This is a genomic window from Aquabacter sp. DMC10 (assembly GCF_056314145.1).
This window is the reverse complement of record NZ_JBQUYX010000003.1, coordinates 440,743-458,336: the sequence shown is the minus strand read 5'-3', so window position 1 is coordinate 458,336 and position 17,594 is coordinate 440,743. Positions and strand designations below refer to the sequence as shown.

Sequence of the window (17,594 nt, the reverse complement as noted above, 5' to 3'; positions counted from 1 at the left end):
GGACAGGCGCGAAAGCGACGAGAGGTTCAGGCTCCCTCCCACACCGCAAGGCCGAAGCCTGCCGCGCCATAGCCCTGGCCGTTGAACAGCATCCACAGCCGGCCCGCCTGCGCGAACACCGCCGGATAGGTCAGGGCGCCGCCCTCCCAGCCCGCCGGATCGGCGTCGATCCCGGCCGGGCAGCGGTCCCAGGCCAGCCCGTCCAGGCTCCGGGCGCGGCGGATGGCATAAGGCGTATCCAGGCCGCGGGCCGCGAAATACATCTGGAAGCCGCCATCCTCCGACGGGAACACGGTGGGGCGGACGGTGGCGATCTCCTCGCCCTGCGGCGGCACGCAGATCTGCGGGTCCGGGCGCCAATGGAGCCCGTCGGTGGAACTGGCGGCGCGGATGGCGTGGCTCATGTCCGCCTGGCTGGCGCCCCATGTGAGATGGGTGCCGTACCACATGCGCCAGTCCTGAGGGCCGCGCCGCAGCACAAAGGGATAGGACAGGCTGAAGGGATCGAGCGGCCCGCGATCCAGGATCGGCCCCTGGAAGGCCCGCTCGAACCGGCCCTCCCGCGCGCTGCCGACCGCAAGGCCGATGGCGTTGCGCCAGGGCACGGCGCCGCCCACGTTCCAGCCCATGTAATAAAGTCGGTCCTCATCCTCCCCCGGGACGATGCAGCCCACGCCGATGCCGGCATCGTCGAAGGCACCGCGGCTCCCCGGCGTCAGCACCGGGGCGGCGCAATGGTCCTCCAGGCGAGGCTCTTCGCCCAGCCGCAGGATGAGCGTGCCCACCGACGAGCGGTTGGCCGCGTCCCGGCCGCTGTAGAAGATGCGCACCAGGTCCCCGCCCAAGGAATAGGGAACGGGCAGCGCGGCATGCGTGACGAGCGCGGGATGACCGCCGGCGGGACCGGAAACAATCTGCCCGAGCTTGCGCCAGACGCCCGCTCGCTCTCCCATCACAGCCTCCGCAGTCGGTGGCTCGGCACCGGCGACACTTCCGTGCCCCGGGGGGCGACGACGCTGCCGGGGGGCAGGTCTTCCAGCACCAGCGCCCCGGCACCGAGCACGCAGCGCGCGCCGATGATGACATGGTCGCGCACCGTCACGTTCACCCCGACAAAACTCGCCTCGCCCACGCGGACCCCGCCGGACACCACCACGTGGGACGCCATGAAGACATGGTCCTCAATGGTCGAATGGTGGCCGATATGGTTGCCGCTCCAAAGGGTGACATTGGCACCGATGCGGGCGAAGGGCTGGATGACGTTGTTTTCCAGGATGAAACAGTTCGGGCCATGCGCGAGGTCGGGAAAGACCGTGGCCCGGCTGCTCACATAGCTGGCCAGCTCGTATCCCATGGCGCCGGCGGCGGCGACCTTTGCGCTGCGCACGCCATTCAGCTTGGCATAGCTCACCGCCACGAAGAGATCGAAGCGCTCCGGCGGATAGTGGCTCGCCACCTCCTCGAACGGCACCAGCGGGCGGTCGAGATAGGTGGCGCCGGTCACGAAGGCGGCGTCCACGGTGAAGGCCGCCACGCGCCGGGGCGAGTCGTGGGTGAAATAGAAGTCCGCCAGGGCCGCGATCTCGCCGGCACCGAAGATCACGATCTCCTTCATGTCCGTTCCTTCGTGGCAGGCGAGGGCCCGGGAGGACACTCGGGATGGCCGCGGCACCACCGGCGGCGGGCGCGGGCGCCCTTGTCACCGGCCAGCGGGAGCGGCAAGAGTGCATCCGGTGCGGCGCATGGCGCCACCCCGGAAAGACATTTGGCGCCGTCCCGGAGAGATATATGGACAAGTATTTCTTCATCGGCGCCACGCTGGCGCTGACCGTCTACGCCCAGATCATGATGAAATGGCGCGCCTTGTCTCTGGCGCCCACGACGGGTGGGGGCCGGATCGCCTATCTCATCAGCATGTATACGGACCCCTGGGTCCTGTCCGTGTTCGCCTGCGCGGTGGGGGCGAGCGTGTCCTGGGCGCTGGCCATCGAGCGCATGCCGCTCACCATGGCCTATCCCTTCATGGCCCTGACCTTCGCCCTCGTTCCGCTGGCGAGCGTCGTCCTGCTGCGCGAGAGCCTGTCCCCCTTCCAGATTCTCGGCTCGGTGCTGATTGTCGCCGGCATCGCCCTGAGCGCGGTCACGGCCTGAGCCGAACTGCGGCGGCACACTTCAGGGCGCCGCCGCCCGCGCGTCAGGCGCCGGCCGGCGCGGGATCCGTCGCCTGGTCTGGCCCCCGGTCGGGGCCGAACCACAGCACATAGAAGGCCGGCAGGAAGATCAGGGTCAGCAGCGTGCCCACCAGCAGGCCGCCCATGATGGCAAACGCCATGGGCCCCCAGAACACCGTGGGCGCGATGGGGATCATGCCCAGCACCGTGGACACGGCGGTGAGCAGGATGGGCCGGAAGCGGGAGCAGCTGGCCGCCGTCACCGCCTCCCGCACGCTCTTGCCTGCGGCCCGTTCCGCCTCGATCTGGCCGATCAGGATCACCGCATTCTTGGTGATCATGCCCACCAGCGCCAGCACGCCCAATATGGCCACGAAGCCCAAGGGCTTGCCGGAGGCCAGCAGCGCCGCCACCACGCCGATGAGGCCCAGCGGAGCCACCGACAGCACCAGGACGAGGCGCTGGAACCCTTTCAGCTGGAACATGAGCACGGTGAGCATGATGAAGATCATCAGCGGCACCACCGCCACCACGGACGCCTGCGACTTGGCGCTCTCCTCCACCGTGCCGCCCACCACGATGTGGTAGCCGCGCGGCAGGTTCCGTTGCAGGCCTTCGATCTTTCCGGCAAGCGCCGCCACCACCTCGTCGGGCAAGGCGCCGGGCACCACGTCCGCCTGGACGGTGAGGGTGGGCACCCGGTCGCGCCGCCAGACCACCGGATAGTCCTGCACATATTCAAAGCTGGCGAGCTGGCTGAGCGGCACCGTCCGCCCGCTGGGCAAGGGCACCTGGAGGGTGGAGAGGTTGGCCAGCGACACGCGCTGCTCGTCGGTGGCGCGCAGCACCACGTCCACCAGATAGATGTCGTCGCGCACCTGCGTGACCGGGCGGCCGGACATGACGGTGTTGAGCACGCCCGCCAGCGCCTGGGTGTTGAGGCCGAGAATGCGGGCCTGGTCCTGATCCACCACGATGCGCACCTCGCGGGTGGGCTCGATCCAGTCGTAATTCACCCGCTCCGCGCGCGGCTCGGAGGCGATGACGCGGGCAAGGTCAAACGAGATGGCGCGCACCTTCTCGATGTCCGGCCCGCTCACCCGGTACTGCACCGGCCAGCCCACGGGCGGGCCCAGTTCCAGCGGATAGACGCGGCCCACCACCTGCGGGAAGTCGGTGTCGAGCACCCGTTCCAGCTTGGTGCGCAGGCGCTCGCGCGACTCCACGTCCTTCGCCACGATCACCGCCTGGGCGAAGAAGTCGTTGGGCAATTGCACATTGAGGGGCAGGTAGAAGCGGATGGCGCCGCGCCCCACATAGGTGCTCCAGCGCTCCACGTCCGGGTCGCCTTCCAGGATCTCGTCGAACTTCTCCGCCAGCGTCTGGCTGGCATAGATGGAGGCGTTCTGCGGCAGGCGGAGGTCCACCAGCAGTTCCGGTCGGTCGGACGAGGGGAAGAACTGGCGCGGCACCAACGGCAAGGCCAGCACGGAGAGGACGAAGAGCGCCACCGTGCCGCCCACCGTCACCACGCGGAAGCGCAACGCGAGGTCGAGCAGGCGGGCATAGAGGCCCATCAGGCCCCCCGGCGGCCCCTCCACGGGCTTTGCCGCCTTCGGCGCCTTGAGAATGGCCACCCCCAGGAGCGGCGCGAACAAGGTCGCCACCACCCAGGAGACCAGCAGCGCGATGGTCACCACCGCGAACAGGGAGAAGGTGTATTCGCCCGCCGAGCTGGCGGCAAAACCGATGGGCACGAAGCCCGCCACGGTGACGAAGGTGCCCGCCAGCATGGCGATGGCATAGGTGCGGAAGGCGAACGTGGCCGCCGCCTCCTTGCTGTCGCCGGCGGCGAGCCGGTTCAGCATGGCGTCCGTGGTGGTCATGGCATCGTCCACCATCAGCGCCAGGGCGATGATGAGCGCGCCCAGCGAGATGCGCTGCATGTCGATGTTCACGAGGTCCATCACCGCGAACACCACAGCGAGCGTGAGCGGGATGGACAGCGCCACCACCAGGCCCGGCCGAACGCCGAGACTCAGGAAGCTGATGACCAGGATGATGCCCACCGCCTGCCAGAGGGAGGACATGAAGTCGGCGATGGAGTCATCCACCGTCACCGCCTGGTCGGCCACGAGCGTCGGCTCGATGCCAATGGGCAGGTCGGCGGTGATCTCCGCCATGGCCTTGGTGATGTTGCGGCCCAGCGCCAGGATGTCGCCGCCATCGCGCATGGCGATACCAAGTCCGATGGCGGGCACGCCATTGACGCGGAACAAGGGCTGGGGCGGGTCGGCAAAGCCCCGCCGGACGGTGGCGATGTCGCGCAGGCGCAGCAGGCGGCCATTGGCGACGAAATTCACGTCGGCAATGTCCTGCTCGCTGGCAAAGCCGCCGGAGACGCGCAGCGAGATGATCTCGTCGCCGGTCTCCATGGTGCCCGCCGGCTGCACCACATTCTGCGCCTGGAGCGCGGCGATGACGGCGCTGCGGTCAATGCCCAGGCTCGCCAGCTCCTGGACGTTGAACTCGATGAAGATCCGCTCGTCCTGCGCGCCCATCACCTCGATCTTGGAGACGTCGGGCACGTTGAGCAGCTTGGAGCGGATGTCCTCCACATAGTCGCGCAATTCGCGCTGGGTGAAGCCGTCGGCGGTGAAGCCATAGATGATGCCGAAGGTGTCGCCGAACTCGTCATTGAAGCCCGGCCCGATGACGCCGGCCGGCAAGGTGTGCCGGATGTCGCCGATGGACTTGCGCACCTGGTACCAGATGTCCGGCACCTCGGCGCCGGTGGCGGACCCCTTCAGGTTGACGAAGATGGTGGTCATGCCGGCGCTGGTATAGGAGCGCAGGAAGTCGAGCTTGGGCACCTCCTGGAGCTTGCGCTCCAGGCGCTCGGTCACCTGCTTCAGCGTCTCTTCCACCGAGGCGCCGGGCCAGGCGGCCTGCACCACCATGGTCTTGATGATGAAGGTGGGGTCCTCGCCGCGCCCGAGGCGCTGGTAGGACAGGAGGCCGGCCACCACCGCCACCGCCATGAAATAGATCACGATGGAGCGGTGCCGCAGCGCCCATTCGGAGAGATTGAAGCCCTTCACAGGCCAGCTCCCAGGAGGCGCACCTTCTGGCCGGGATGCAGCGCCTGCACGCCGGCGGTCACGACGATTTCATGGTCCTTCAGCCCGCTCACCACGCTCACCTTGGCGGGCGTGTAGCGCATCACCTCGATCTGGCGCAGCGCCACCGTCTGTGCCTTGGGGTCGACGATCCACACCGCCGGCTTGCCGCCGATGCGTGTCAGCGCGCTCGCCGGCACTTCGATCACCGGGCCGGTATCCACCTGCACCGTGCCGATGACGGTGGCGCCGAGGCGCATGGCGGCGGGCGGATCGATGAGCCCCACCCGCACCGCGAAGGTGCGCGTCACCGGGTCCGCCTGGGGCGCGATCTCGCGCACGCGGCCATGGGCCTTCATGGCGGGGTCGCTGGCCAGCGTCACCAGCACGTCGGGATCTCCCGGCACGGCGGCCAGCAGATTGGCGGGCACGTCGAACACCGCGTCGCGGCCATCCTTGCGGGCGACGGTGACGATGGGCTGGCCGGCCTGCACCACCTCGCCGGGCTCGGCGCGGCGGGCGGTGACCACGCCCTCCGAATCCGCCTTCAGCTCGGTGAAACCCAATTGGTCCTGGGCGATCTGGAGCCGGGCCTGGGCGTCTTCCACCTGGGAGCGGGCGGCCAGAAAGGCCTGCTCGGCCTGTTCATACTGGGCACGGGGGGTGAAGCCGCGCGCCAGCAGCGCGCGCTGGCGCTCATAGGCATTGCGGGTCACGGAGGCCTGCCCCTCGGCGGCGGACAGCGCCGCCTCGGCGGAGCGCACCGCATTGGCCTCGTTCTGGGAATCCAGCCGCGCCAGCACCTGGCCGGGCTTGACCGTATCGCCCACATTCACCAGCCGGTCGATCATGCGCCCGCCGATGCGGAAGCCATAGGCGGCCTCGTTCATGGCCTCCACATGGCCGGTGAGGGCCAGGGACTCCACCGCGCCGCGGGTGGTGGTGGTGATGGTGCGCACGGGGCGGACATCGGGGGGGCTTGCCTGCGGGGTCTCGCCACAGCCGGCCAGGACCAGGGGCGCGAGCGCCACCGCCGCCACCCAACACATACGCCCCTTCATCGCCCACCCCTCTCACGGCCCCGCCTGCCGGACCGTCACGCGTGACGCATCGCACAACGCAACGGCGGCGTCACCTTGGCATTCAGGCTCATATCACGCAATGCACTTGCAAAGCCTCATAGCCCTGAACCAGACATTCCGCGCCACGCCGGTAGTCATATGCAGTGCAGCGCGCCATGATCCCTTCGCACATGCAGCGTAATTCGCTGTCACGAAAGGACTATGCATTCATGCGATGGACCTTGACGCGGATCAACGGCACGGCTTGGCTTTGGCGGCAGCCTCACCGCTTCGCCGACGGACGTTAATACCTCACGCGATTCCAGGGGACGTTGAGAAAGACATCACCTGCCGCACATCGGGCCACCGCCCGCGCCTCGCATCGGCGCGGCAAATGCCCGATCCCTGCCGCAGCACTTTTTTTGGCCGGACCGGGTCCCCAGCCCTGCTGCGGGACCAAGCTACCACCCGCCCACGGGGGCATGCAGGAGAGACAAAATGGGACGCACCCTCTGGGCCGCCGCCCTGCTGCTGGCGTCGGCGACGCTGGCCACGGCCCAATCCAACCCGCCGGCAGCGCCGGGCGCCAAGCCCGCTGCGGCACCCGCTGCGGCACCCGCTGCCGCCCCGGCCGCAACGCCGGCGCCCGCGCAGCCGTTGAAGATCACCGGCCAATGCTCGCAGGCCCGCCTGTGCGACCTGAAAAAATACTATGAGGTGCCAAATTTCCGCATCGGCGGCACCTATGACCTCTCCAACCCGGCAAAGTGGGAAAATGGCGGGGAAGGCGGCACCACGCTGGAATCGCTCGGCGCCGGCCCGCTGAAGACCGCCTATATCGCGCTCGGCACGCCCCGCCGGAACGCCGCCGGCGAGATCACCAATGCGGTGATCGTCAACACCTTCTATTCCGGCGATTCCACCGACATGTACGCCCAGTGGGTGGAGGGCTCGGCCCTGTCCGGCGGCTCGGTCATCGGCCCGAACCGCGCCATCGACACCAACCAATATTATGTGGTGCTCCTGGATGGCCTCGGCCTGTGGGGCGCCAGCAAGCCCTCGGATGGGCTCGGCCAGAAGTTTCCCCAATATGGCTATATGGACCTCGTCCAGTCCAATTACCGCATGCTGCGCGACCATCTGAAGATCGGCCGCGCCGCCTTGGTGACGGGCGTCTCCATGGGCGCCACCCAGACCTATGTCTGGGGCGTCATGCATCCCGATTTCATGAACGGCCTCATGCCCATCGGCGGCACCACCCAGTCCGATGGCGAGGATCCGGTGGGCAACTGGACCTTCCAGCTCATGTCGGCGGCCATCGAATCCGACCCGCAATGGCGCGCCACAGGCGGCAATTACTACAATCTGCCCAAGGACAAGCACCCCAACCAGGGCGTCGCCTTCGGCTGGTCCATCCTGCTCATGACCGGCTTTTCCTTCGACTTCCGCTCGCAGCAGCCCTGGGACAAGGTGCAGCCGGACGTCTTCTACTGGAACCCGCCCACTGAGAAGGCCGGCTCCTCGGTGAATGCCCGCGCGCTGCTGTTCGACGCGGTGGACCTGCTGTGGCGCAACCGGGCGGGCGAGACCTACAACATCAATGCCGACCTCGGGCGCATCAAGGCCCGCACCCTGGTCATGCATATCGACAATGACCAGTGGCTGACCTTCGACCGCGCCAAGCGCACGGTCGCCCGCGTGCCCGGCGCCGACTTCGTGCATGAGCCGAGCCCGGTGGCCCATTACGGCGTGTTCTCGATCCTCAAGAACAAGCAGTTCGACCCCACGGTGAACGGCTTCCTGGGCGACGTGGCGCGCCTCACCCGCAACCAGGCGCTCACCGCCTCCACTTACACCACCCCCTCGGTGGCCAAGGACATCACGCCCGACAAGTCGTTCTGGAATAATTTTGTGAAATATCCCTTCCCGGTGAAGAAGACCAAGGTGAAGGACGGCCAGGGTGTCGAGTGGGACATCGGCTATATGGATGAATATGCCGGCACCTCGCCCAATCCCGACGTGCTGGTGATCGTCCACGGCAAGGGCGCGTTTGGCGGCCATTACGGCAACATCATGCGCATCGCGCTGGAGCGCGGCCTGCGGGTGATCGTGCCCGACCTGCCCCATTACGGCATGTCCGGCCCCGGCAATCTGGACAAGAGCCCCGCCCGCACCATGGAGGACATGCGCCAGGTGGTGCATGGGCTGGTGGTGGACCAGCTGGGCGTAAAGAAGGCCGCCTATCTCGGCCATTCCATGGGCGGGCAATTGGTGATGGGCTATGCCCTCTCCTATCCCGACGCGGTCACCAAGCTGATCCTGGAAGCCCCCGCCGGGCTTGAGGAATATCCCCGCGAGGTCACGGTGGGGCCGGGCAAGAAGCTGGACCTCTTCAACCCCGCCTTCGCCCGCGACTTCAAGGCCTGGGCGGCCACCTGGGACCAGACGGGCCTGCGCGACCGGGAGAAGAACCTGACCGCCCAGCAGGTGGACGACTTCTTCCACTTTCGCACCCGTGACCCCGTCACCGGCGTCGTGACGCCCTCCAAGTCCGGCTATTTCCTGCGCGACAGCGAATATGCCCGGCTCCACACCGACCAGCGCATCGGCATGATCAAGGGCGATCCGCGCGAATTGCAGCAATGGGTGGATGTGTTCGTGTTCGACATCTACACCATGGCCTCGGAATCCTTGGAGAGCGACCCGAAGAGCCTCTACAAGCGCCTCACCGAGATCAAGGTGCCGATCTTCCTGGCCTTCGGCAACAAGGAGCCGTTCATCCCGAGCGCGCCCTTCAACGGCCGCACGGACCTCAGCCGCCAGGCCATCCTGCCCTTCATGACGCGCATGGAAGCGGCAGGCCGCGACGTGCAGGTGAAGATCTATACGGACACCGCCCACTTCATCCACACCGATGACCCGGTGGAATTCGCCGAGGACGTGGTGGACTTCGTCAAATCCGGCCAGGTGGAGACCACCTCGCAGGTGATCGTGGACCGGCTCATCAACGGCGTCCCCGGCCAGGTGGCCGCCGCCCCCGCGGCGAGCCCCGCCACCGCCGCCACGCCCAAGGGGCTGAACAAGTAAGGCGCCGCTGCCGGCCCTTCTGCAGGGGCGGCTTCAGCCGTAACATCCCTGGCGCGCCCGGCCCCGGCCGGGCGTTCCCTTTCGGGCTGGCGCACCGGCCCCGTTCGCACCGCAAGCAGGAGAAAGCCATGACGCATGTCGACATCGGGGGCCTCAAGCTCGGCCTGCGGAGCTGGGGCGAAGGCGACGTGCCCGTGGTCTTCATCCATGGCAATCTCGCCAGCAAGGACTGGATCGAGCTGGCCGCCCCCCTCTTTCCCGCCGGCCTCAAGACCATCGGCATCGACTGGCGCGGCTGCGGCGACAGCGACCGGCCGGCGGCGGATGCCGATTTTGCCAATTACTCCATCGCCCAGCACGCGGCCGACATGATCGCGGCCCTCGATGCGCTGGGAATCGATTTCTGCCATCTGGCCACCCATTCCACTGGCGGCATCATCGCGGCGCGCATGCTGCTGGCCCAGCCGGAGCGCTTCGGGCGGGTGCTGCATCTGGACCCGGTGGCGCCGCGCTCCATCGTGCTGCCGGAACAGGCCATCAAGGGCTTCGCCGCCATGAAGGCCCACAAGGCCGCCACCCGCGCCGGCATGGCCTGGGCGGCCTCCTCCTTGTTCGTGCCCGAGAGCCTCACCTCGCCGGAAGGCCCCCAATTGGTGGCCAATGCGGGGGCACGCGGCGTGCTGTTCGAGAAGATCGTCGACCAGACCTTTTCTGTGTCCGACGGCATCTGGTCCGGCACGCCCGTGGGGCTGGAGCGGGAGTTCAAGCTGGGCGAGCTTGCCGCCCGCATGGGCGAGATGCGCCAGCCGCAATTGATCCTGTGGGGCGAGAAGGACGTCATCCTCACGCTCGCCGACGCGCAGGACATGTGCGCCGGCCTGCCCGATTGCCGGCTGGACGTGCTCCCCGGCATCGGCCATTCCGCCAACCTGGAAGCGCCCGAGCTTTACGCCAAGGCGTTCGGGGAGTGGTTCCTGGCGGGGCCGTGATCGGGAAGACGTTTCCTTTCGGAGAAATCACAGGGCGTCGCACGTCTAGTCTCCCCGGCGCTTCCGAGCGCACGGGCATGCGCGGGCTTGTCCCGCGCATCCACGGCCAACCGCTTGGAGGAACATGTGGGCGTTCCAGGTCGAGGCCCATGGATGGCCGGGACGAGCCCGGCCATGACCAGAATTGGATTTGGCTCGCCTCAGCCCCTTCAAACCATTTCGCCCTTCCGTCTCCAAGACTCCCCGCCACTCCCCCTCCCCCGCCATCCCGACAGGCACATGCGCGGCGAAAAATCGGGCAAGCGCATCAATTTTCGCCACTGATGAAGAAATAAGTTTCCGATATTGAACTTGTGAAACTTTCGGCTAGTCTGATCCCCAGAACCTGCCCCGGATCAAGACCACGAGGGCGGGACACCTTCCATTCCGGGGCCCGTCCGCAAGGGGCACTCGCCACTTGCCGCTCAAGGCCCCGCCACTTGCTGAAGCCGTGCCATCCGCGCTCTCCGGCGCCGACGGCGCGCGCCTTCGAGGGGGACGGCCGTGTACGTTCTGGAAGCACGCGGGCTCAGTCGGGACTTCGGCGGCTTCAAGGCCGTGGCGAACGTGGATTTCGGCCTCGTCGAAGGCTCCATCCACGCCGTCATCGGTCCCAATGGCGCCGGCAAGACCACGCTGTTCAACCTGCTCACCAAGTTCCTGCCCCCGACCGGCGGCACCATCCTGCACAAGGGCGAGGACGTGACCCGCCTCTCCCCGCCCGCCATGGCCCGGCGCGGGGTGGTGCGCTCGTTCCAGATCTCGGCGGTGTTTGCCGGGCTCACGGTGCGCGAGAATGTGGAACTGGCGCTGCTGAACGCCCATGGCCTCGCCTGGAACCTCCTCGGCTCCCTCTCCCGCCGCCCGGCGCTCAAGCGCGCGGCCGAAGAGATGATCGAGCGCTTCGGCCTGTCCACCTATCTGGAAGCCCGCGCCGGCAACCTCCCCTATGGCCGCAAGCGTGCCTTGGAGCTGGCCACCACGCTGGCCCTCGATCCTGCCGTCCTGCTCCTCGACGAGCCCATGGCGGGCCTTGGCCATGAGGACATCGACAAGGTGGCCACCCTGGTGCGCGAGGCCGGGCGCGGGCGCACCATCTTGCTGGTGGAGCACAATATGCGCGTGGTCTCCGACCTTGCCGACACCATCACCGTCATGGTGCGCGGCGAGAAGCTGGCGGAAGGCACTTATGACGAGGTCTCCGCCCGCCCGGACGTGATCGCCGCCTATACGGGAGGCGCTCATGTCTGAGCACCTGTCTGAGGCCCTGCGCACCACCCATCTGAAAGCCTGGTATGGCGAGAGCCAGGCGCTGCACGGCATGACGTTCTCCGTGCGAGAAGGCGAGGTGGTGACCCTCATCGGCCGCAACGGCGCCGGCAAGACCACGACGCTCCGCGCCCTCATGGGCCTGATCGCCAACCGCACCGGCTCCATCCGCCTTGGCGCCGACGAGATCGTCGCCGCCCGCCCGCACCAGATCGCCCGCAAGGGCATGGCGCTGTGCCCGGAAGAGCGGGGCATTTTCGCCAGCCTGAACGTGGAGGAAAATCTCCTGCTGCCCCCGCAGGTGCGGCCCGGTGGCATGAGCGTGCCGGACATTCTGAAGCTGTTCCCGAACCTGAGGGAACGGCTGAAAAGCCAGGGCACCAAGCTTTCTGGGGGCGAGCAGCAGATGCTGGCGCTCGCCCGCATCCTGCGCACCGGCGCGCGCCTCCTGCTGCTGGACGAGCCCACCGAGGGCCTCGCCCCGGTCATCATCGCGCAGATCGGCGACACCATCCGCACCTTGAAGGCGCTGGGCTTCACCATCCTCCTGGTGGAGCAGAACGTCGCCTTCGCCGCGGGGCTCGCCGACCGGCATTATGTGGTGGAGCTGGGCCGCGTGGTGGACGAGATCCCCGCCGCCGCCTTCGCCGACCGCCTGCCCTCCCTGAAATCCTATCTCGGCGTGTGAGCGGGGATCCATGACCACACTCTTCGGCATCCCCACCGCGGTCCTGTTCGGCCAGCTTCTGCTCGGGCTCATCAACGGCGCCTTCTACGCCATGCTGAGCCTGGGCCTCGCCGTCATTTTCGGCATGATGAACATCGTCAACTTCGCCCACGGCGCCTTCTACATGCTGGGGGCGCTGGGGGCCTGGGTGCTGCTGACCTATTTCGGCCTGTCCTATTGGTGGGGGCTCCTCATCGCCCCCCTGGTGGTGGGCGCCCTCGGCATGGTGGTGGAACGCACCTTGCTGCGCCCGCTCTACAAGCTCGACCATCTCTACGGCATGCTGCTCACCTTTGGCTTGGCCCTGGTGCTGCAAGGGGTGCTGCGGGATGTGTTCGGCTCGTCCGGCCAGCCTTATGCCATCCCCGCCCTTCTGAAGGGCGGCACCAATCTGGGCTTCATGTTCCTGCCCACCTACCGGGCCTGGGTCATCGTCGCCTCGCTGGTGGTGTGCCTTTTGACCTGGTTCGTCATCGAGCACACCAAGCTCGGCTCCTATCTGCGCGCCGCCACCGAGAATCCCATGCTGGTGCAGGCCTTCGGCATCGATGTGCCGCGCATGGTCATGCTCACCTTCGGCGCGGGCGTGGGGCTGGCGGCGCTGGCCGGCGTGCTGGCGGCGCCCATCTATCAGGTGAGCCCGCTCATGGGGGCGGACATCATCATCGTGGTGTTCGCGGTGGTGGTGATCGGCGGCATGGGCTCCATCATGGGCTCCATCGTCACCGGCTTCCTGGTGGGTCTGGTGGAGGGCCTCACCCGCACCTTCTATCCGCAGGGATCGAGCACCGTGGTGTTCGTGATGATGGCCATCATCCTGCTGGTGCGCCCGGCGGGCCTGTTCGGCTCCAAGCCGGAAGCGGCGGCCGGCGCCCATGAGGCGCTCGATGTCCCGCCGGCCTCGCCGCGCTCGGACATGGCGGCCTTCCTCGCCATGGCCGCGATCCTGGCGGTGGCCCCGGCGCTCATCTATCCCGGCTTCCTGATGAAGGGGATGATGTTCGCCCTCTTCGCCTGCGCCTTCAACCTCATCGCCGGCTATGGCCGCCTCGTCTCCTTCGGCCATGCCATGTTCCTGGGCTCGGCGGGATATGTGTGCGGCTATGCGGCCAAGAGCCTGGGCCTCACCCCGGAACTGTCGATCCTCGCCGGCACGGGGGCGGCGGCGCTCCTGGGCCTCGTCTCCGGCTGGCTCGCCATCCGCCGCACCGGCATCTATTTCGCCATGGTCACGCTGGCCTTTGCCCAGATGATCTATTTCGTCGCCCTCCAGGCGCCCTTCACCGGCGGCGAGGACGGCTTGCAGAACGTGCCGCGCGGCAAGCTGTTCGGGCTCATCGACCTGAACGACCACACCAACCTTTATGCCTTCGTGCTGGTGGTATTCCTGGCCGGCTTCTTCTTCATCATGCGGCTTGCCCGCTCGCCCTTCGGGCAGGTGCTGAAAGCCATCCGCGAGCACGAGCCCCGCGCCCAGTCCCTGGGCTTTGCCACCGACCGCTACAAGCTCCTCGCCTTCACCCTTTCGGCGGCGCTCTCGGGGCTCGCCGGCTCCACCAAGGCCATCGTGGTGCAGCTCGCCTCGCTCACGGACGTGCACTGGTCCATGTCGGGGGAGGTGCTGCTCATGACCTTCCTCGGCGGGGTGGGCACCCTGTTCGGGCCGGTGGTGGGCGCCTTCCTGGTGGTGGCCATGCAGAACTATCTCACCGCTCTCGGCCAGTGGGTGACGGTGATCCACGGCTTCATCTTCATCCTGTGCGTGCTGGCCTTCCGGCGCGGCATCGTGGGCGAGATCCTCGCCCGCCTGCCCCGCCGCGCCGCCCCCTCCGCCACGTCCAAGCCGGCGGCGGAGCACGCCTGATGTTTCGCAAAGGAAACAGGGGCACCGGGCATCGCCCGGCAAGCCCGATCCAGAACCAGCAGAAGGGAACCACCAATATGTCCGCCCGAACCTCGACCCTGAAGGGCGCGCTTTTCGCGCTCGGACTGTCCACCGCCCTTGGTGCCTTTGCCGCCGCGCCCGCCTCCGCCCAGGTGAGCGACGACGTGGTGAAGATCGGCGTGCTCACCGATCTGTCCGGCCAGTGGTCCGACATGAACGGTCCCGGCTCCGTCACGGCGGCGGAAATGGCCATCGCCGATTTCGGCGGCACCGTGCTCGGCAAGCCCATCAAGCTCATCAGCGCCGACCACCAGCACAAGACCGACGTGGGCGTCTCCATCGCCCGGCGCTGGATTGAGAATGAGCAGGTGGATGCCATCTCGGACGTGACCAACTCCGCCATCGCGCTGGCCGTCCAGCAGCTCACCCGCGACACCAACCGCGTGGCGCTGTTCTCCTCCCCCGGCACCACCGACCTCACCGGCAAGCAGTGCTCACCCACCGGCTTCCAGTGGGTCTATGACAATTATTCCAACGCGGTGGCCCCGGTGAAGGGCCTCATCAAGCAGGGCAAGAAGAGCTGGTACTTCGTGACCGCCGACTTCGCCTTCGGCCATTCGCTGGAAAAGATCGGCATGGCCGAGGTGAAGGACCTGGGCGGCACGGTGGTGGGCTCCATCCGCAACCCGTTCAATTCCGCCGACATGTCGCCCTATCTGCTGCCGGCCCAGGCCTCGGGCGCGCAGGTGATCTTCCTCGCCAATGCGGGCAAGGACCTGACCACCGCCATCAAGCAGGCCCATGAATTCGGCATCGTGCAGGGCGGCCAGACGCTGGCGGCGCCCATCATGTTCATCACCGACGTGCATTCGCTGGGCCTGGACATCGCCCAGGGCACCTCGTTCGTGGAGGGCTTCTACTGGAACTATAATGACGAGACCCGCGCCTTCGCCAAGCGCTTCTATGACAAGCGCGGCGCCATGCCCACCGCGCTCCAGGCCGGCGTCTATTCCTCCATCTTCCACTATCTGAAGGCCATCCAGGCCGCCGGCACGGACGAGGCCAAGGCGGTGGCGGCCAAGATGCGCGAATTGCCGGTCAACGACTTCTTCGCCAAGAACGGCGTGGTGCGGGCCGACGGCCGCATGGTCCACGACATGTATCTGGTGAAGGTCAAGAAGCCCTCCGAATCGAAGGCGCCGTGGGACTATTACGACGTTCTGGAGACCATTCCCGGCGACCAGGCCTTCCTGCCCCTCGCGCAGAGCGAGTGCCCGCTGGTAAAGAAGTGACCTGACGTTGCGTCGGGCGGGGCTCCGGCTCCGCCCTTCTGTGGGCTACGCAATGGCACCGGCCCGGTTTAATGGCAGGATAGGACCCGGCCCGCGACAGATCGGGCCGGCGCGTGGCGGGGTGGACCCGCGCCATCCCAGGGAGTGACGTGGTGAAGGACACGGTTTCCAATGCCAGACGCGCGGCGGCCGATACGGCGCCCCCCCGCACCCGGCGCAAGGCCGCGCCCGGAAACGGGGCCGCGCCCGAAGCGACCGCCGCGCCCGGCGCCCCTCAATTGGTATCCGAAGGCGCTCAGAGCCCTGTCATCCCCGCTCGCTTCGCCGCCGCCCCGCGCCCGGCGCGGGAGGACCGGGTGGATCTCGGCCTGAAGCTCAAGCGCATGCGCAATGAGCGCGGCTGGACCCTGGACGATGTGAGCCAGCGCACCGGCGTCGCCCGCTCCACCCTGTCCAAAATCGAGAACGGGCAGATGTCGCCCACCTATGACGTGCTGCAGAAGATCACGCACGGCATGGCGCTCGATATCGTGGAGCTGTTCGACGTGCGCAGCCAGGCCGCCCCCTTCGGGCGCCGCTCGCTCACCCGCAAGAACGAGGGCAAGCACCATCCCACCAGCACCTATCTCTATGAGGTGCTGGCCACCGACCTCTCCCAGAAGCGCATCCTGCCCTTCAAGGCCAAGATCCGCGCCCGAAGCCTGGACGATTTCGACGGCTGGGTGCGGCACGAGGGAGAGGAATTCCTGTGCGTGCTCTCCGGCCGCGTGCAGGTCTTCACCGAATTCTACGCCCCCGCCATTCTGGAGCCGGGGGATAGCACCTATTTCGACAGCAATATGGGCCATGCCCTGGTGTCGCTGTCGCAAGAGGACGCCGAAGTGCTGTGGATCTGCACCGGCGCCGTCAAGCTGGGGGCGGACTAGCTTCCCCCTTCATCCGTCCGTGTTCTGGAGTTGTTGTCCATGCCGCGCATGTTCGGCGCAGAAGAAGTCGAAGCCGCCCTCACCTATCCGCGCCTGGTGGAGGCGCTGCGCGCCGCCTTCCAGGAGGAGGGCGAGACCATGCCCGTGCGCCAGTCCTATCCCGTGGGCACGGAGGCCGCCCCCGGCCATCTCCTGCTCATGCCCGCCTGGAAGCGCGGCAGCGCCATCGGCACCAAGCTCGTCACCGTCTTTCCCGGCAATGCGGCACGCGGGCTCGGCTCGGTGGCCTCGCTCTATGTGCTGATGGACGGGGAGACCGGCCAGCCCCGCGCCATCATCGAGGGCGACGCGCTCACCAACCGCCGCACGGCAGCGGCCTCCGCGCTCGCTTCCTCCTATCTCTCCCGGCCCGATAGCCGGACGCTGGCCATCATCGGCACCGGCCATGTGGCTGCCCATCTGATGGAGGCGCACTGCGCCATCCGGCCCATCGACCGCATCCTGGTGTTCGGCCGCAACCGCGAGCGCGCCGCCGCCTTGGTGGAGAAGGCCCGCACGCAGCTGAAGGTGCAGGCGGAAGCGGCGGCCGACCTCGACGCCATGGTAGCGGCGGCGGACATCGTCGCCTGCGGCACCACGTCCGTGGAGCCCTTGGTGCGGGGCGCGGCCGTGCGCCCCGGCACCCATGTGGACCTGGTGGGCGCCTTCACACCGAAGATGCGCGAGAGCGACGATGCCCTCATCGCCCGCGCCGAGATCTATGTGGACACCCGCGCCGGCGCCCTGGCCGAGGCGGGCGACCTTCTCCAGCCCATCGCCGCCGGCGCCTGGAGCGCGGACCGCCTGAAGGGCGACCTGCACGATTTGACCGCCGGCCGTGTGCCGGGACGCACGGACGCCGCCGCCATCACCGTCTTCAAGTCGGTGGGCGCGGCGCTGGAGGATCTGGTGGCCGCCCAATTGCTTGTGGACACGGGCACCCCGCCCTTGCGCGCCGCCTCGTGAGAGGCTGAGGGCGCGGGCGGAGGA

13 protein-coding genes and 1 pseudogene are annotated in these 17,594 nt (G+C 67.7%); 10 read left to right on the top strand and 4 right to left on the bottom strand.

Annotated elements, in window-relative coordinates; translation table 11 throughout:
• Positions 1–26: 26 nt before the first annotated feature.
• Positions 27–953: a hypothetical protein gene (locus tag ACT54L_RS10795; RefSeq protein ID WP_476085578.1), complete on the bottom strand. Its 927-nt coding sequence runs from the start codon at positions 951–953 to the stop codon at positions 27–29.
• The gene (locus ACT54L_RS10790) at positions 953–1,615 is read right to left on the bottom strand and encodes an acetyltransferase (protein ID WP_476085577.1); all 663 of its coding nucleotides are present in this window, start codon (positions 1,613–1,615) and stop codon (positions 953–955) included. The genes ACT54L_RS10795 and ACT54L_RS10790 overlap by 1 nt, the downstream gene beginning before the upstream one ends.
• A 173-nt stretch (positions 1,616–1,788) precedes the next feature.
• Here ACT54L_RS10790 and ACT54L_RS10785 point away from each other — a divergent pair, with 173 nt between their 5' ends.
• Positions 1,789–2,151, top strand: coding sequence for an EamA family transporter (locus ACT54L_RS10785; protein ID WP_476085576.1), 363 nt, complete (start codon positions 1,789–1,791; stop codon positions 2,149–2,151).
• Between the two features lie 43 nt (positions 2,152–2,194).
• Here ACT54L_RS10785 and ACT54L_RS10780 read toward each other — a convergent pair whose 3' ends face one another.
• Positions 2,195–5,272, bottom strand: a complete 3,078-nt coding sequence (locus ACT54L_RS10780; RefSeq protein WP_476085575.1) for an efflux RND transporter permease subunit — start codon at positions 5,270–5,272, stop codon at positions 2,195–2,197.
• Positions 5,269–6,339 (bottom strand): efflux RND transporter periplasmic adaptor subunit, encoded by a 1,071-nt coding sequence (locus ACT54L_RS10775; RefSeq protein WP_476085574.1) that lies wholly within the window; start codon positions 6,337–6,339, stop codon positions 5,269–5,271. Before ACT54L_RS10775 ends, ACT54L_RS10780 begins: the two co-directional genes overlap by 4 nt.
• Positions 6,340–6,849: 510 nt before the next feature.
• Between ACT54L_RS10775 and ACT54L_RS10770 the strand changes: the two genes are divergently transcribed.
• The 9 genes and pseudogenes from ACT54L_RS10770 (at position 6,850) to lhpI (ending at position 17,570) form a co-directional block, all read left to right on the top strand.
• Positions 6,850–9,438 (top strand): alpha/beta hydrolase, encoded by a 2,589-nt coding sequence (locus tag ACT54L_RS10770; protein WP_476085573.1) that lies wholly within the window; start codon positions 6,850–6,852, stop codon positions 9,436–9,438.
• 128 nt (positions 9,439–9,566) lie between these two features.
• Positions 9,567–10,427: an alpha/beta fold hydrolase gene (locus ACT54L_RS10765; protein WP_476085572.1), complete on the top strand. Its 861-nt coding sequence runs from the start codon at positions 9,567–9,569 to the stop codon at positions 10,425–10,427.
• Between the two features lie 543 nt (positions 10,428–10,970).
• Positions 10,971–11,717: an ABC transporter ATP-binding protein gene (locus tag ACT54L_RS10760; RefSeq protein WP_476085571.1), complete on the top strand. Its 747-nt coding sequence runs from the start codon at positions 10,971–10,973 to the stop codon at positions 11,715–11,717.
• Positions 11,710–12,423 (top strand): ABC transporter ATP-binding protein, encoded by a 714-nt coding sequence (locus ACT54L_RS10755; protein WP_476085570.1) that lies wholly within the window; start codon positions 11,710–11,712, stop codon positions 12,421–12,423. Before ACT54L_RS10760 ends, ACT54L_RS10755 begins: the two co-directional genes overlap by 8 nt.
• A 10-nt stretch (positions 12,424–12,433) precedes the next feature.
• Positions 12,434–13,309, top strand: a pseudogene (locus ACT54L_RS10750) (branched-chain amino acid ABC transporter permease); the annotation flags it as partial.
• A 69-nt stretch (positions 13,310–13,378) separates the two neighbouring features.
• Positions 13,379–14,326, top strand: a complete 948-nt coding sequence (locus ACT54L_RS10745; RefSeq protein WP_476085774.1) for a branched-chain amino acid ABC transporter permease — start codon at positions 13,379–13,381, stop codon at positions 14,324–14,326.
• Between the two features lie 77 nt (positions 14,327–14,403).
• Positions 14,404–15,639, top strand: a complete 1,236-nt coding sequence (locus tag ACT54L_RS10740) for an ABC transporter substrate-binding protein (RefSeq protein WP_476085773.1) — start codon at positions 14,404–14,406, stop codon at positions 15,637–15,639.
• Positions 15,640–15,791: 152 nt separating this feature from the next.
• A complete protein-coding gene (locus tag ACT54L_RS10735) occupies positions 15,792–16,565 on the top strand; it encodes a helix-turn-helix domain-containing protein (RefSeq protein ID WP_476085569.1) in 774 nt (257 codons plus the stop codon).
• Between the two features lie 39 nt (positions 16,566–16,604).
• A complete protein-coding gene (lhpI, locus tag ACT54L_RS10730) occupies positions 16,605–17,570 on the top strand; it encodes a bifunctional Delta(1)-pyrroline-2-carboxylate/Delta(1)-piperideine-2-carboxylate reductase (protein ID WP_476085568.1) in 966 nt (321 codons plus the stop codon).
• The last annotated feature ends 24 nt before the right edge of the window (positions 17,571–17,594 follow it).

What these genes read in the sequence shown, in the direction of transcription:
- ACT54L_RS10790 (WP_476085577.1), bottom strand. Translation starts at nt 1,615, where the DNA reads ATGAAGGAGATCGTGATCTTCGGTGCCGGCGAGATCGCGGCCCTGGCG.
- ACT54L_RS10795 (WP_476085578.1), bottom strand. Translation starts at nt 953, where the DNA reads ATGGGAGAGCGAGCGGGCGTCTGGCGCAAGCTCGGGCAGATTGTTTCC.
- ACT54L_RS10785 (WP_476085576.1), top strand. Translation starts at nt 1,789, where the DNA reads ATGGACAAGTATTTCTTCATCGGCGCCACGCTGGCGCTGACCGTCTAC.
- ACT54L_RS10740 (WP_476085773.1), top strand. Translation starts at nt 14,404, where the DNA reads ATGTCCGCCCGAACCTCGACCCTGAAGGGCGCGCTTTTCGCGCTCGGA.
- ACT54L_RS10745 (WP_476085774.1), top strand. Translation starts at nt 13,379, where the DNA reads ATGGCGGCCTTCCTCGCCATGGCCGCGATCCTGGCGGTGGCCCCGGCG.
- ACT54L_RS10765 (WP_476085572.1), top strand. Translation starts at nt 9,567, where the DNA reads ATGACGCATGTCGACATCGGGGGCCTCAAGCTCGGCCTGCGGAGCTGG.
- lhpI (WP_476085568.1), top strand. Translation starts at nt 16,605, where the DNA reads ATGCCGCGCATGTTCGGCGCAGAAGAAGTCGAAGCCGCCCTCACCTAT.
- ACT54L_RS10770 (WP_476085573.1), top strand. Translation starts at nt 6,850, where the DNA reads ATGGGACGCACCCTCTGGGCCGCCGCCCTGCTGCTGGCGTCGGCGACG.
- ACT54L_RS10755 (WP_476085570.1), top strand. Translation starts at nt 11,710, where the DNA reads ATGTCTGAGCACCTGTCTGAGGCCCTGCGCACCACCCATCTGAAAGCC.
- ACT54L_RS10775 (WP_476085574.1), bottom strand. Translation starts at nt 6,339, where the DNA reads ATGTGTTGGGTGGCGGCGGTGGCGCTCGCGCCCCTGGTCCTGGCCGGC.